Source organism: Lysinibacter cavernae (genome assembly GCF_011758565.1).
GTDB lineage: Bacteria > Actinomycetota > Actinomycetes > Actinomycetales > Microbacteriaceae > Lysinibacter > Lysinibacter cavernae.
In genome coordinates this window covers 191,090-204,837 of the sequence record NZ_JAAMOX010000002.1, presented here as the reverse complement: position 1 = coordinate 204,837, position 13,748 = coordinate 191,090, and the positions used below count along the sequence as shown (strand labels likewise).

Sequence of the window (13,748 nt, the reverse complement as noted above, 5' to 3'; positions counted from 1 at the left end):
ACACTATTGGACATGGCCAGACACGTTGAACGAATGGGAAACACCCTCAGGGTGCTTCGACAATTCGCCAGCATGACCCTGGCCGACGTCGCAGACGAAGCGGGCACATCCGTGGCCTACCTCTCGAAGGTAGAGCGGGGCATTTTTGTTCCCACCGACCAGTATGTGGCGATGGTCACCGCTGCCATAGCACACCGCCTATTGCTCAACAACACATCAGATCACGAGTGAGCGAGGCGGATGCGCTGCGGCACGGTGGCCGCCAACCCCGCGAATAATCGCAACACAACCAACCAACGAAAGGAGAGCAAATGACAGAATACGGTTTCGTTCCGCTACTCGCCCAGATGCTTGCCTACACAGTAATCGATCGAGGTGATTGCCTTGAGTATTGAATGGCCTCTCGCCTCAGTGAATATTTCGCAGGGCTATGGTCCAGGTCATCACGGTATTGACCTGGCTGCACCTGCTGGTACTCCCATCTATGCCACGGACGCCGGAGTCGTCGAAGCAAACGGGTGGGGTCAGAACCATTCATGGATGCTCTCGCCCGCCGGCATCTTCGTGCTCCTCAGGCATTCCTGGGGGTACTCGGGCTACGCCCATATGACCAGTTTTGCCGTCAACGTCGGTCAACCGGTTGCTCGCGGGCAGCTCATTGGCTATGTAGGTGCGACTGGCACGGCAACCGGACCGCACGTCCATTTTGAGATTTTCCCGCCAAGTCCTAACTGGTCGAACGGTTATTCCGGGAGAATCTCGCCATATACGCACACGATTGTTCCACACAGCACTGCCCCAACAACCCCGGCACCCCCCGTAACTCCAACAGAATTGAAAGAGGAAGAACCCTTGACCTATCACGTACGTCCACAGACAAACTCATCGCAGGATAAGAACGGCGTCTCGCGCATTTGGGCGGGCGACGGCCGAGTTCTGAACGGTATTAGCTACTCAGGAGTCTGGGTCGTCGGAGACGATAACGCTCGCCGGCTGACCACCGGAGAGTGGGACTTCCGAAAGGCCGCAGCTGCGACCGACGGCAAGACCATCAAGGAGTACTACATCCACCCAAACGTGCTTGAACAGATCATTTACACGGTTCGTTTCTAACCTATCCGGACGAACTCGCATCTGACATGTGCGTGTTGAACTGCCAAAACCCCGTCCAGTCTTATGCTGGGCGGGGTTTTCCCTTTGTCGCAACGCCATCAGTTTTGGTGAGTTACGGTTGACGGGTGTCTACGCGTCTCCTGCATCGCCTGTCCTGTGCGGTCTTGCTTGTGCTTCTGGGTGCCGGATGTTCGTCAGCGCTCACGAACAACGAACCGAAGCCCAGCGATCAGGACGCCAAACTGACCAAGGACGTGAGTGTCGTCGCGGCGCGCGACGCGAATGTAGCCGGCGTCACCGGAGACGTTGACTGTTGGGCTCCCTCAGAGCATCCCATCTCCGACAACCCCGACCAATTCAGAGTTTTGTGCCGAGTCCATTACACACAGCTTGACGATGATAACCAGGAAGCCCAGCGCTACCGAGACATGATCTGTGTCGGCGGCTTCACCGCGGAACCTGCGGTGGAATCCTGTTACCAGTGGGTTCCCTACTCAAATACCCCGTCGTTTGAGGATGAGCACGAGAACTCATCTTGGTAACGATCGACCTCTCCAGAGAGCCTGCGATGAGCAGGGTATATGTTCACCGTTATGATTTCTGTATCGGAGCCACCTAATGGTGGCGTTTGTGCAGCGGTTGCCACGGCGCCGACATCCTCGCGAAAGGTGATCATTTCCTGTGTTGAATGCTAACGCTTCTGGGGCTACCGCCCGCCGTATTGTCCGCACCGGAGTCGCGATTATGGTTGCCGCTGGCATGCTGGCCGCTGCGGGATGTTCGGCGCGAGGTAGCGAAACGGGAGCCTCGAGCGATGCCTCGACAACTGTCAAGAAATTCGCAATCGTGACGCCCGAAAAAGAGGCCGATCATGGTTGGAACCAGCAGGGCATCTGGGCAGCAAAGGATGTTGCAACGTCTCTCGATATTGAACTCGACGACAACTCCAATGTTGGCTACGACAACACCGAGACGATTCTGACGCAGGTCGCCGACAACGGAAACGACTTCATCATTGCCCACGCAAGCGGCTTTGCCACGGTTGCAGCGCGCGTTGCCGAGGCGACCGGCGTGCCCACGCTCGTAGTCGACTACGAGAAGAACATTCCTGGCACGGTGGCTTCGGTCACAACCGAGGCTCAGCAGGGTGCCTATCTTGCCGGTGTTGTTGCCGCCAAGTCCACGACCACACAAAAGGTTGGCATCGTCGTGTCGGCCGAAGACCTGAACTGGTTTCGCATGTCTGGTGGATTTGCAGAGGGCGTGTACAGTGTTGATCCCAGCATCGAGGTCACTATCGCGTACATCGGGCCAGCCGAGTACGGAGATTCTGCCGGAGGGAAAAATCAAGCCTCGGTTCTCATCGCTGGTGGCGCCGATGTCATTATTGGCATGGGTGACGGGGCAACGGTCGGTTATCTCCAGGCTGTTGAAACCGCTCCAAATGTCAAGTACATTGCGACCATCGGCGACGTGAGCGAGGCCGTAACGAATCCAGATACCGTGCTGACAACGGTGCAGTGGAACTTTGCAGACACCTTTACTCAAGCCATCAAGGATGTTGAGGATGGTTCCTTCGGCACAGCAACATACTCGCTGACTGTCGAGAATAAAGGACTCACCCTGCAAGAAACGGATGCGTTCACAGACGACATCACGGCCGCTGTCAAACAGGCAACCGAAGATATCGCTTCAGGCAAGGTAACGGTCACTCGGGCGACAACCAAAGATCAGGTACAGTCAATCATCGACGCCAAGAAGTAGGCGGGTTGGGTCGGCCGCTCGGTGAGCATCCGACAGGAGAGAGGCTCAGCGTGAGCGAAGCGCGCCCAAGTGATCGTCAGGGGTCTGCATCCGCCGTGCCTGCGCTTGAACTGCGCGGCATTTCCAAAGCGTTTCCCGGCGTGATCGCGAACGACCACGTCTCGTTCTCCGTTTCTCCGGGAGAGGTGCGTTGTCTTCTCGGTGAGAACGGGGCAGGCAAATCAACGATTGTGAGCATCGTCGCTGGTATGCAGCAGCCGGATGCGGGGGGCATCCTTGTGGATGGGGTTGAGGTCAGGTTGGCGTCGCCACAGGACGCGCTCAGAAACGGTATTGGGGTGGTCTATCAACACTCAACACTGATCCCTGCCTTTTCGGTGCTTGAGAACCTGATGTTGACGGAAGACGCATCTTCTCGCGGAATCGTGCTCGACCGCTCCGGTGCGCGGCGAAGGTTTGCCGAGCTCAGCCAACTGCTCGGCATTTCTGTTGACGTGAACGCGAAAGCTGGTGACCTTGGGCTTGGACAGCAGCAGCAGGTTGAAATTGTGCGCGCCCTCTGGCGTGGCTCTCGCATCCTGGTTCTTGATGAGCCGACATCCATGCTGACTCCGCAGGGAATCGCAGACCTCGAGACGACAATCAACCGGCTTGCCGCCGAGGGCATCGCGATCGTGTTGATCACACATAAGCTTCGCGAGGTCATTGCTGTCGGTAGTTCTGTAACCGTCTTGCGTGCCGGTAAATCGGTGTTGAGTTATTCGCGCGAAGAACTGACAAGAAACGATAGCTCGGCTGGTATCGCCGATGTTCAGCCCGAGATTGTGTCGGCCATGTTTGGCGAGGAAATGACTGCGCCTCAGACGGACACCCGCCCCAGGCCAGGCGGTGACGTGGATGACAGGACGGCGACGGCCACACTGAAGTTGAATTCAGACCCAGTACTTGAACTCCGAGGCGTTAGCACTACTTCCGCCACCGTTGACGGCCGAATCACAGACATCGACGTGTCGTTGCACGCGGGCGAAATTATGGGAATCGCAGGCATCGACGGCAACGGTCAGCGAGGTCTTGCCGAGGTCATCGCTGGGCAGCGTCAGCCTGCGGCGGGTTCGCTCGTTCTTGAGGGTGAGGACATCACCTCGGTTGGAGTGCGCGGACGGCAGCGGAGAGGCCTTCGATACGTGACGGATGACCGCACGGGCGAGGGATCCGTTGGTGGTCTCAGCGTTGCGCTCAATTTGGTGCTCAAGCGTATTGGTGAGCGGCCATTCTGGAAGCGGGGCGTCATTCAACGAGGGCAGATCGATGCCGAGGCACGGCAGCTCGTTCGTGATTTTGATATTCGCACGCCGAGTATAAATGCGCGGGCGGCAACGCTCTCAGGTGGCAACTTGCAGAAGCTCCTGCTTGCGCGCGAGCTCGCTCACAGCCCTCGCGTGCTGATCGTGAGCAAACCGACGTACGGCTTGGACACGCATACGGTCGATCGAGTCAGGGCGCTGCTGAAAGGGTTTGTTGACGGGGGAGGCGCCATCCTTCTGCTTTCTGCCGACCTTGATGAACTCGTGCAGCTCGCTCACCGTATTGGGGTTCTTGAGGGCGGCCGGCTCGTCGCCGTGGTCAAGAATGACGGCGACGATGTAGCGGCCGCCGTTGGCTCAATCATGGCGGGGGGAGCCGGATGACCGAAGTCTTGGCTCCCAATTCGACCGCTGGAGAAGCCACAGGGGCGCGGAAGACTGCCCTCATCCTGCTGCGCACGTGCCTCCCAATTGTCCTTGCCCTGATCGCAAGCGCTGTCTTGTTGCTTGCTCTCGGGCAGAATCCGCTGTCGTTTTTTGGCGATATTCTCTACTACGGTCTCGCTGGAAACGGCTGGCAGCGGAGCCTCACCCTCATGGCGCCGCTCTTGTTAGTTGCGCTCGCTCTCATCGTGGTGTTCAGAGGAAAACTCTGGAATCTTGGCTATGACGGGCAGTTTCTGCTTGGTGCCGTGCTCATCGCTGGGGTTGGGCCTAGCCTTGTTGTTGTCGTTCCGCTTTGGCTCGCACTCCCGTTGCTCTGTATTGGTGCGATGATCGTGAGCGCGAGCTGGACGGTCGTTCCGGCGGCGCTCAAAGCGGTGTACGGCACGAACGAGATCATCACGACGCTTATGATGTCGTTCATCGGAGTCGGCCTTGCAAACATGCTGATTAAGGGCCCCTTTCAAGACCCCAACGTCATCGTGCCGCAGACGAGGGTGCTGCCGCTGGAGACCATGCTCCCGTATATTCCAGGCACCCGCGTGCACGTTGGTCTGATTATCGCGTTGGTCGTTGTCGTTGCCGCGCACGTTGTGCTGACCAGGACATCCGTCGGCCTCCGACTCGACGTTTTCGGGGCGAATCCGAAGGCCGCGCATCACGTTGGCATTCGCAGCCGGCCAATGATCATGGCTTTGTTTGCAATCAGTGGCGCGCTAATCGGCCTTGCCGCGGCGGTCGACCTACTCGGGCAATGGGGATTCCTGCGCACCAATTGGAACCCCGCGTACGGTGCGGCGGTCATGCCGTTTGTCTTCCTCGCTCGGCTGAATCCGCTTGGCTCGGTGCCGCTGATCGGCCTCTACTCGGTGCTCTCCACCGGGGGGACCCTTGCCGCGCACGAGAGCGGGCTGTCGGTCGATTTTCTGCTGATTATTGTCGCCCTCATCCTGGTGTTTATGGCGCTGATTGAATTTCTTGGCACAAGACGCAGCCTCGGCCAGAGCTACCTTCCCCCCGGTCTCCTTGACGGACTTCGACGCGGGGCCAGGAGAGGCGGAAGTAATGGCTGACCTCTTGACGCCGGCTCTCATGACCGCAGTCATCGTTGCCTGCGTGGCCGCTGCGCTCCCGCTCATGCTTGCGGCGCTCGGCGAGACGCTTGGCGAACAGTCTGGTGTGCTCAACCTTGGCCTCGAAGGGATGCTCCTACTCGGCGGATTTGCCGCGTTTGCGACGGTTCTCGCCACCGGCTCATTTGCCCTCGGAATGCTCGTCGGCGGCTTCGTCGGGGCGCTCTGCGGGGCGCTGTTTGCGCTGCTGACGGTGTGGCTTGGTCTCAACCAGATCGTGATCGGACTGGCGATTACACTCGCGGGAACCGGAATCACAAGCGTTCTCTCAACCCAACTGTTTGGCGCAACCAATCCGCGCCTTGGTCTTGCACCGGTATGGCGCATCCCGCTACTCGCCGACCTGCCTGGCGTAGGCGAGGGGTTGTTCGCCCAGCCACCATACTTCCTCGTCACGCTTGCGCTCGCGGCAGGCATCGCGTGGATGCTCGCAAAGACCCGCCCTGGCCTCCGGCTTCGTGCCGCAGGGCAGCAACCCGGCTCACTCGATGCTGCAGGCGGGAATGTCGTCCGCACGCGTTCGGCGGCAGCCCTCATAGGCGGCACCTTTGCCGGATTTGGTGGCGCCTATCTGGCCGTTCTCTCAGCGGGAACGTTCACCCCGGCCATGACCAACGGGCTCGGGTACATCGCCATCGTGGTCACGATGCTTGCACGCGGGCGGATACGTTGGGTCGTACTCGGATCGTTGCTCTACGGCGCTACGGTTGCCTCGGGAACCGTGCTGCAACTCACCACGCTCAACGTTCCGACCGACCTCATCAAGATGCTGCCGTTTGTGGTCATGATGCTCGTGCTTGTCCTCGCGGCGCGCAAATCAGGCACCCCACCGGCGCTTGGCGAACCGTACGTGCGGGGAGCGCGCTAGGGGCTACTCGGGGTTGGGCGGACCAGCCTCTTTACTCGCGCGGCGGAAGAAATTCTTGCGTGCCTCGTTGAGATCATTCAAGAGCCGATCGCTGAGCTTTGGATGCTGTGTGGATTCCTCGGCCTCTGCCGACATGGTGGTGTCCACATCCAGCTGCTTGACCTCATCGTGCAGCCGTTCCATGGTGGCATCAAGCTGACTGGCCGTGGTCGCGGCGACTTTCAGCTCGTCGAGCAGGGCGACCGGAACATCCTTGTTGTACTTGTAGTAAATCTTGTGCTCGAGGCTTGCCCAGAAGTCCATAGCGATGGTGCGGATCTGCACCTCAACCTTGACGGGTTCTACTCCTGTTGACATGAACACAGGCACCTCAAGAATGGCGTGCAGGCTCTTGTATCCATTTTCTTTCGGGTTCTTGATGTAGTCCTTGACCTCAAGAATCCTGATGTCCTTTTGGTTGGTGAGCATGTCAAACACCTTGTAGGTGTCCGAGACAAAACTGCAGGTAATGCGAACGCCCGCGATATCGTGCAGCGTGTTTCGGATGTTGTCAAACGACGGCTCACACTGCAGCCTGGCAACCTTGGCCATGATACTCTCCGGCGATTTGAGGCGTGAGGATAGGTGCTCGATGGGGTTGTAGTCGTGAACGAGGCTGAACTCTTCTTGCAGGATCGAGATCTTTGTTGTGACCTCGTCGATCGCAAATTTGTACAGCATCATGAAGCGCGTGAAGTCGTTCCTGAGCGACTTCATGTCTGCGATGTGTGAGTTTTCCGCAAAGTGGAGCTCGCTGAGATTCATCTCGCCGGTGAGGGCCTCATGGAGCAGCAGGTCGCGGCTTGGCTGCGGAGCCTGCGATGGTTCGTTGTCGGGGTTGCGAAGAACGTTGAGGCTGTTCATACCCATGACTGTACTGATCCCTTCTGAGAGAAACCTATGTCTAGGCGGGGAGGTTCACGTTGAGGAAGGCTGAGATATCGTTCAGTTCTTCCGCTGAGATTGAATGCTGGATGCCAGGATACAGTTTGGCCGTGAGCGTTGAGTGGCTCGGCAGCCAGGCATTCGTGAGTTCAATTTTGTCCTGCGTGATAACGGGGTCGCCTTCGTCGCGGCCCCAGAAGATCGGGGGCTTGCGTTGGGCGAGCACGGCATCTCCCTGCTGTTCGCCTCGAAAAACAAATCCTGAGCAGTTAACGCCGGCCACAAAGCGTTCTGGCTGGGCGCGAAATGCCTGCGTGACCATCGCTCCGCCCTGCGAGAATCCCATGAGCGCGATGCGTGGCAACCCGGTTGGTACTGACGCTTCAAGTCGGTCAATCCAATCGATGAGGGCAGCAGCGGCCTCGGCGCCGCGCTTCGGGTCGGGGCCGGCTGGATCGATAGGGAACCACGAGTATCCGTCAACAACTGGCGGTGGTGCGATCAGCGGCGCTCGCAGCGAGGCAAGTACAAACTGCTTTGGAAGATGATCGGCGAGGCCGATAAGGTCTCCTTCAAACGAGCCGTAGCCGTGCAGAAGGATCATTAGCGGTCTGCTGGCCAACTCGGTTGCGACCTGTTCAGTTGGAACTGACCATCTCACGTGGGCGTTGTTGATCGTCAAACCAGTCATGAAACCAGCCTAGACGTTTGCTTCGTGGAGGGGTAAGTCGGATGCTGTGGTCGCGCACAGCCGGAGTGGTGCAGAATAAGCACATGGACCTGCGAACCCCTGACCCCAATCCCGGCTGGCTGAGCGATGACGAGTTGGCGCAGGTTCGGCGTCGATTGCCGATCGTGTGTGTTGAGGCAATCCCCGTTCGTGTTGATGGCCTCGGCAAAATTACCGAGGTCGGCTTGCTGCTGAGGGCCACGCCTGAGGGTGCCATGACGAGGATGCTGGTCACGGGACGTGTCATGTATGGCGAGACCGTGCGCGAAGCCCTGTTCCGTCACCTTGAGAAAGACCTCGGACCGATGGCCTTCCCGCTGCTCCCCACGAGTCCGATTCCGGCTTCCGTCGCCGAGTACTTCCCCATGCCGGGAATCAGTCCGTTCGTTGACGAGCGTCAGCATGCTGTTTCGCTGGTGTTTGTCGTCCCGGTTACGGGAAGCTGCGACCCTCGTCAGGATGCGCTTGAGATCACTTGGTTGAGCCCGACCGACGCGTTGAGCGACGCCACCGTCGACGAGATGGAAGGCGGAAGGGGAGCGCTCTTGCGTGCTGCACTTGGCGCTTCAGGAGCCTTCTAACCCCCGCCGACCTGCATCTATTTGCGACTTTCTGCGCCGGATTTCGCTATTCGGGACAAAAAGTCGCAAATAGATGCAGGTTTTGACGCGGTTAGTGTTCGTAGGGTGCGCGGCCGTACTGCGGTGGGGAGTAGCTGAGGCGTTCGCCAAGCTTTGCCGCCGCCTGCAGCGCAAAATGCGGGTTGCGCAAAAACTCTCGACCGACAAGGACAACGTCAGCCTGGCCACTTGACACGATCGTCTCGGCCTGGGCGGCGTCGGTAATGAGCCCGACGGCTGCGGTGCACAGCCCCGTCTCGCGGCGGATGAGCTCGGCATGAGGAACCTGGTACCCGGGGGAGAGCGGGATGCTGACCCCCGCAACCAGCCCACCCGTTGAGACATCAATGAGATCGGCGCCCGCAACGCCAGCCCACCCGGCGAACACGGCAACATCATCAGGGGTCAAGCCGCCGTCAGCGTAGTCGGTGGCCGAGAAACGAACGCTCACGGGCAGCTCGCCAATCTCGGCTCGAACGGCGGCGATAATTCTCAGGAGGAGCCTTGCCCGGTTTTCTGCGCTCCCACCATAGCTATCCGTGCGGGTATTGCTGAGCGGGGACAAGAACTGGTGAACGAGATAGCCGTGCGCAGCGTGGATCTCGACGGCATCAAAACCTGCCTCGACTGCTCGCCGAGTGGCAAGGCCAAATGCCTCAACGACGGCGTCAATATCTTCGATGGTCATCTCCCGCGGAACCGACATGCCGTCAAAAGGGATGGCGCTCGGCGCGAGGGTTTGCCATCCACCGTCTGCCTCTGGAACGGTTCCCGTGCGATCTGGCTCCCACGGTCGATAGACGGATGCCTTGCGTCCAGCGTGCGCGAGTTGAACGGCTGCCCCAGCGCCGTGCGAGTGGATGACTTCAACGAGTCGAACCATAGCGTCTCGTTGGTTGTCATTCCAGAGGCCAAGATCCTCACGGGCGATGCGGCCCTCTGGGACCACCGCAGTCGCTTCAAGCATGACCACTCCGGCACCACCGCGCGCCATAGATCCAAGATGTACGAGGTGCCAGTCGGTCGCAACACCGTCGTGTTTATCAACCGAGTACTGACACATGGGCGAGACCCAGAGTCGGTTGCGGAACGTTGTGTTTCGCAGGGTGAGCGGGGAGAAGAGATGTGATTGGGCCATACAGAACGGTAACCCTCAGCTGTTGGTCACTATTCCCATGTTGCCGTTAACTGCCGAAGGCACCAACCCATTCGAGTTGGTGCCTTCGGTTGATGCGTCCTGAGGTCTAGCGCGAGCGCTGCTGCGAGCGGGCCTGTGCCGGCCGTCCACCACCGGTGCGAGACTGTCCGCCCTGTCCTGAACCCTGTCCGCCTGAGCGTCCGCCTTGACCACCTTGTCCGCCTGAGCGTCCGCCCTGGCCGCCACGTGAAGGCGCGCCGGCGAATCCGCCGGTTCCACGCGAGGCGCGCTTGCGCTGGGCGTTTGCGCCGTTGGAGCGTCCGCCGCCCTGCGGCTGGATGGCGCGCGGTGCAGGCTTCACGTATGCGGCAATTGGTCCAACGAGCTCGTTGACAACGTCGGAGTTGGCCGTGACGAGCACTGGCGTAACCGTGATGGCGGCCTTTCGAAGCAGTGCGCCAAGGTCGCGACGCTGCTCTGGGAGGCAGATCGTGACGACCTGGCCTTCGCTCCCAGCACGTGCGGTGCGGCCAGAGCGGTGCAAGTATGCCTTGTGCTCCATCGGCGGGTCAACGTGGACGACGAGCTCAACGTTGTCAACGTGGACTCCGCGGGCTGCGACGTCGGTTGCAACAAGGACACGGGCCTCGCCAGATCCGAATGCAGCGAGGTTGCGGTCTCGTTGGTTCTGCGAGAGGTTGCCGTGCAGGTCAACAGATGGGATGCCCGAATCCGTCAGCTGCTTCGCAAGCTTCTTCGCGGCGTGCTTGGTGCGGGTGAAGAGGATGCGGCGGCCCTGTCCCGAAGCGAGCTTCTTGATGAGGTCCTTCTTTGCGTCTACGGAGGAAACCTCGTACACGTTGTGCGTCATTGCTGCGACCGGCGAGTTTGCCTCGTCGACCGAGTGCATCTTGGCATCGGTGAGGAACTTGCGAACGAGCTTGTCTACTCCGTTATCGAGGGTTGCCGAGAACAGGAGGCGTTGGCCGTTTGATGGGGTTGCCTCCATGATGCGCGTGACGCCAGGAAGGAAACCGAGGTCGGCCATGTGGTCAGCCTCGTCAAGGATGGTGATCTCAACAGCGTCGAGCTTGACGTAGCCCTGCTTCATGAGGTCTTCGAGGCGGCCAGGGCAGGCCACAACGATGTCAACACCGCGGCGAAGCGCGTCAACCTGGCGACCCTGGCTTACTCCACCAAAGATGGTGGTCGTGGTCAGGTTGTACGCCTCGGCGAGCGGCGCAATGGTTGCGGCGATCTGTGTCGCGAGCTCACGCGTCGGAGCAAGGATGAGGCCGAGCGGGCGGCCAGGCTGGCGCTTCCCACCGGAAAGCACGCCACCCAGGCGTGCGACCAGCGGAAGTGCAAACGCGATGGTCTTGCCGGAGCCCGTTTTTCCGCGGCCAAGTACGTCGCGACCGGCGAGCGTATCTGGCAGCGTGTCTTCTTGGATGGGGAACGCCTCCGTTTTGCCGTCTTTTTCAAGAACAGCTACGAGAGGGGCCGGAAGGCCAAGTTCAGCAAAGGTAGTCATATAGATTTGTCCAACTTCTGCGCTGCGCAGGCGGCAGCGCGGTGTGCTCACGCCCGCCAGCGCCAGACCACCCCGATAAACGTGGCGGCGCTCGCGCATTGTGTCGGTTTAAAACGCGCTGCGAACAACACGGCAAAAGCAACACAGGAAAGCTGTGTGAGAGTGGCGAAAGCGCGGGTTCGCGCATCCGTTCGCCGTAAGAAAGTGATTGAATCGGTAACCCCGTTGGGTCCCAATAAAAGTTTGCGTTCTACGACGCGGGCAACCCATCAGTGGGTGCTCTTCACCAACAATAGAGCATCTTGCTGTGAACGCGGGACCACAAAGCTGTGAACTCGGTGTTTATTCGCGGGCAGCCCGTTGCAGAGCACGGCGCTCGCCGGGGTCTAGCGTTTGGGTCCTCCAGGTAATGAGGTGCTCTTGGCGGAACCCCCTGCCACACAGGCCGCAGGCAAGAGGCCGTGTGGGTTTGCGGTAGCGGTAGTGGTGGTGACCGGCTGGGCATGTTCCGACATAGGGTGCGAGTTCGTGGGCGGATTCTCCGTCATGGAGTCGTTTGCCGTCGTAACCGAGGTCGTCAGCGATCGCCTTCCACTTTTGGCCGTGTCCAGCCCTGTGCCCCGCAAGGGCGTGCGCGATTTCGTGGAGCAAGATTTGGTGGATCTCGTCGTCGTCGTATTTTGCTGCAAGATACCGAGAGACTGTAATGCGCTTCTTCTGGTAATCACACAGGCCGGCCCTGCGCTTGGCGTTGTCGAAGTCGAAGGTCCAGCTGTTCGAATCAAGGTGAAGGTTGATAAGGGCCTGCGCCCACACTCGGACGCGCGTGAGTTCTGCCATCGTGCCTCCTTGTTACCGCAGCCAATTCTCGACTCAATAGTACGGCGCGCGTCCGACAGCGGGTTGTGTTCGGTGGGGTCTAGACCTGGAAGATATTGCGGGCAGGAGGGGGAGACGGGATAGCGGTCGCGTCTGTCACGATCGGCGCAGAAGCGGCAAACGCAGCAAGCTCGGTGCCCTCCATGAACTTGGCCGGATGCGGGCCCCCTGCGAGCAGCCGAGGCATCCAGTCGGCGTCGGGGTCGTTGAGCGCTGCCATGAGCACAACGTTGCCAAACCGGCGCCCCTTGAGGATCTGTGCTTCAGCGATGGCGCTCACATAGGGGAACAGCGAACGAAGTGTTGCGACCTGAGAGCGAGCGAACTTGAGCCCGGGGCCGTCCGCAACGTTGACCGCGATGATGCCGTGTGGAGTGAGCAGCGGCTTGAGCAGTTCGTAAAATTCCTGGCTCGTTACGTGAGCCGGTGTCCGCGACCCTGAGAAAATGTCCACAACGATGAGGTCGATATTGCCGTGAAGCCCAGCAGGCAGCTTTGCAACAACTTCCCTGGCATCGCCGTGACGCACGCGAATGGCCGCGCGTTTTGGCAACGGCAGTTCGGCTCGCACAAAGTCGACAAGATCGCTCTCAAGCTCAACAACCTGCTGGCGCGATCCAGGCCGTGTTGCCTCCACATAGCGGGGGAGCGTGAGAGCGCCAGCGCCAAGATGCAGCGCCGTAATGGGTTGACCTGGCATCGCGACAAGGTCGATGATGTGGCCGATGCGCTGGATGTACTCGAAGAAGAGGTCGCTCGGATCGTCGAGGTTCACATGCGACTGCGGTGTCCCATCAACAACCAGCTGGTACGAACCGGGCACGAAGCGATCCTTCTCAATTGTGGCGATATAGCCGCTGACGCTCAATCGCTTTTCGGGATGCTGGTTCACGTTCATGACTCTACCAACCGCCGCTCGTCTCGGCGCTCGCGGGGTGCACTTTGCGTCGTGGGGTGCGAAAATCCGCACCCCACGAGCGAGAACGCACCCCACGAGCGTAGGAAAATCTTGTAATGGGCGTCGAAGGGGATTATTATCTGAGTGTTCTCACCAGGCCGGTTAAAATTCGGTCCCCGTGAGAACCGGCGGTGAGGAGCTTAGGGGCTCAACACCGCCGTATTTTCGCGTGCGATCGGTTCAGCACGCGTGAGGCGCACGTACTCATACTCGAAAAATCCTGTGAGGTCAAGAACAAGGCTAGACAGGAGTGTCGTCAGCGCATATAGTTGATAGTTGCGCTCCCAGACATCTTTGCCTTCATATTGCGGTCGGCCTTCATACTCGCTCCACTAAGCG

General features: G+C 59.6%; 14 protein-coding genes. 8 read left to right on the top strand and 6 right to left on the bottom strand.

Translation table 11 applies throughout. The annotated features are described in order from the left end of the window. Window positions 1-12 precede the first annotated feature (12 nt). The 7 genes from FHX76_RS10485 to FHX76_RS10455 all read left to right on the top strand — a co-directional run bounded on the left by FHX76_RS10485 (window position 13) and on the right by FHX76_RS10455 (window position 6,626). A complete protein-coding gene (locus FHX76_RS10485) occupies window positions 13-231 on the top strand; it encodes a helix-turn-helix domain-containing protein (protein WP_167150645.1) in 219 nt (72 codons plus the stop codon). A gap of 153 nt (window positions 232-384) precedes the next feature. After that, window positions 385-1,113 (top strand): M23 family metallopeptidase, encoded by a 729-nt coding sequence (locus FHX76_RS10480; RefSeq protein ID WP_167150644.1) that lies wholly within the window; start codon window positions 385-387, stop codon window positions 1,111-1,113. Window positions 1,114-1,238: 125 nt separating this feature from the next. Beyond that, a complete protein-coding gene (locus tag FHX76_RS10475) occupies window positions 1,239-1,655 on the top strand; it encodes a hypothetical protein (protein WP_167150643.1) in 417 nt (138 codons plus the stop codon). A gap of 139 nt (window positions 1,656-1,794) precedes the next feature. Next, window positions 1,795-2,877: a putative B6 ABC transporter substrate-binding protein gene (locus FHX76_RS10470; RefSeq protein WP_167150642.1), complete on the top strand. Its 1,083-nt coding sequence runs from the start codon at window positions 1,795-1,797 to the stop codon at window positions 2,875-2,877. Window positions 2,878-2,927: 50 nt separating this feature from the next. Next, window positions 2,928-4,565, top strand: a complete 1,638-nt coding sequence (locus FHX76_RS10465; RefSeq protein ID WP_208402648.1) for a putative B6 ABC transporter ATP-binding protein — start codon at window positions 2,928-2,930, stop codon at window positions 4,563-4,565. Further along, entirely contained in the window at window positions 4,562-5,698 is a 1,137-nt protein-coding gene (locus tag FHX76_RS10460; protein ID WP_167150641.1) for a putative B6 ABC transporter permease subunit 2, read from the top strand. The genes FHX76_RS10465 and FHX76_RS10460 overlap by 4 nt, the downstream gene beginning before the upstream one ends. Continuing rightward, the gene (locus FHX76_RS10455; RefSeq protein ID WP_167150640.1) at window positions 5,691-6,626 is read left to right on the top strand and encodes an ABC transporter permease; all 936 of its coding nucleotides are present in this window, start codon (window positions 5,691-5,693) and stop codon (window positions 6,624-6,626) included. The genes FHX76_RS10460 and FHX76_RS10455 overlap by 8 nt, the downstream gene beginning before the upstream one ends. A gap of 3 nt (window positions 6,627-6,629) precedes the next feature. On the opposite strand, the gene FHX76_RS10450 is transcribed toward FHX76_RS10455, so the two are convergent. Next, complete coding sequence (locus FHX76_RS10450; protein WP_386761804.1) at window positions 6,630-7,529, bottom strand: GTP pyrophosphokinase; 900 nt, start codon at window positions 7,527-7,529, stop codon at window positions 6,630-6,632. Window positions 7,530-7,569: 40 nt separating this feature from the next. After that, entirely contained in the window at window positions 7,570-8,241 is a 672-nt protein-coding gene (locus tag FHX76_RS10445) for an alpha/beta hydrolase (protein WP_167150639.1), read from the bottom strand. A gap of 83 nt (window positions 8,242-8,324) precedes the next feature. Here FHX76_RS10445 and FHX76_RS10440 point away from each other — a divergent pair, with 83 nt between their 5' ends. Continuing rightward, window positions 8,325-8,861, top strand: a complete 537-nt coding sequence (locus FHX76_RS10440; protein ID WP_167150638.1) for an NUDIX hydrolase family protein — start codon at window positions 8,325-8,327, stop codon at window positions 8,859-8,861. Between the two features lie 91 nt (window positions 8,862-8,952). Here FHX76_RS10440 and FHX76_RS10435 read toward each other — a convergent pair whose 3' ends face one another. From FHX76_RS10435 to FHX76_RS10420, 4 genes are all read right to left on the bottom strand, one after another. Continuing rightward, on the bottom strand, window positions 8,953-10,038 hold the full coding sequence (locus FHX76_RS10435) for an NADH:flavin oxidoreductase/NADH oxidase (RefSeq protein WP_167150637.1): 1,086 nt from the start codon (window positions 10,036-10,038) through the stop codon (window positions 8,953-8,955). Between the two features lie 106 nt (window positions 10,039-10,144). Further along, entirely contained in the window at window positions 10,145-11,572 is a 1,428-nt protein-coding gene (locus tag FHX76_RS10430) for a DEAD/DEAH box helicase (RefSeq protein WP_167150636.1), read from the bottom strand. 342 nt (window positions 11,573-11,914) lie between these two features. Next, window positions 11,915-12,412 (bottom strand): SprT-like domain-containing protein, encoded by a 498-nt coding sequence (locus tag FHX76_RS10425; RefSeq protein WP_167150635.1) that lies wholly within the window; start codon window positions 12,410-12,412, stop codon window positions 11,915-11,917. Between the two features lie 79 nt (window positions 12,413-12,491). After that, the gene (locus tag FHX76_RS10420; RefSeq protein WP_424960763.1) at window positions 12,492-13,343 is read right to left on the bottom strand and encodes a spermidine synthase; all 852 of its coding nucleotides are present in this window, start codon (window positions 13,341-13,343) and stop codon (window positions 12,492-12,494) included. Window positions 13,344-13,748: the final 405 nt, after the last annotated feature.

Excerpts from the sequence above, each read along its gene's own strand:
- FHX76_RS10485 (WP_167150645.1), top strand. The coding sequence starts at position 13 with ATGGCCAGACACGTTGAACGAATGGGAAACACCCTCAGGGTGCTTCGA.
- FHX76_RS10460 (WP_167150641.1), top strand. The coding sequence starts at position 4,562 with ATGACCGAAGTCTTGGCTCCCAATTCGACCGCTGGAGAAGCCACAGGG.
- FHX76_RS10455 (WP_167150640.1), top strand. The coding sequence starts at position 5,691 with ATGGCTGACCTCTTGACGCCGGCTCTCATGACCGCAGTCATCGTTGCC.
- FHX76_RS10450 (WP_386761804.1), bottom strand. The coding sequence starts at position 7,529 with ATGAACAGCCTCAACGTTCTTCGCAACCCCGACAACGAACCATCGCAG.
- FHX76_RS10445 (WP_167150639.1), bottom strand. The coding sequence starts at position 8,241 with ATGACTGGTTTGACGATCAACAACGCCCACGTGAGATGGTCAGTTCCA.
- FHX76_RS10440 (WP_167150638.1), top strand. The coding sequence starts at position 8,325 with ATGGACCTGCGAACCCCTGACCCCAATCCCGGCTGGCTGAGCGATGAC.
- FHX76_RS10435 (WP_167150637.1), bottom strand. The coding sequence starts at position 10,038 with ATGGCCCAATCACATCTCTTCTCCCCGCTCACCCTGCGAAACACAACG.
- FHX76_RS10430 (WP_167150636.1), bottom strand. The coding sequence starts at position 11,572 with ATGACTACCTTTGCTGAACTTGGCCTTCCGGCCCCTCTCGTAGCTGTT.
- FHX76_RS10425 (WP_167150635.1), bottom strand. The coding sequence starts at position 12,412 with ATGGCAGAACTCACGCGCGTCCGAGTGTGGGCGCAGGCCCTTATCAAC.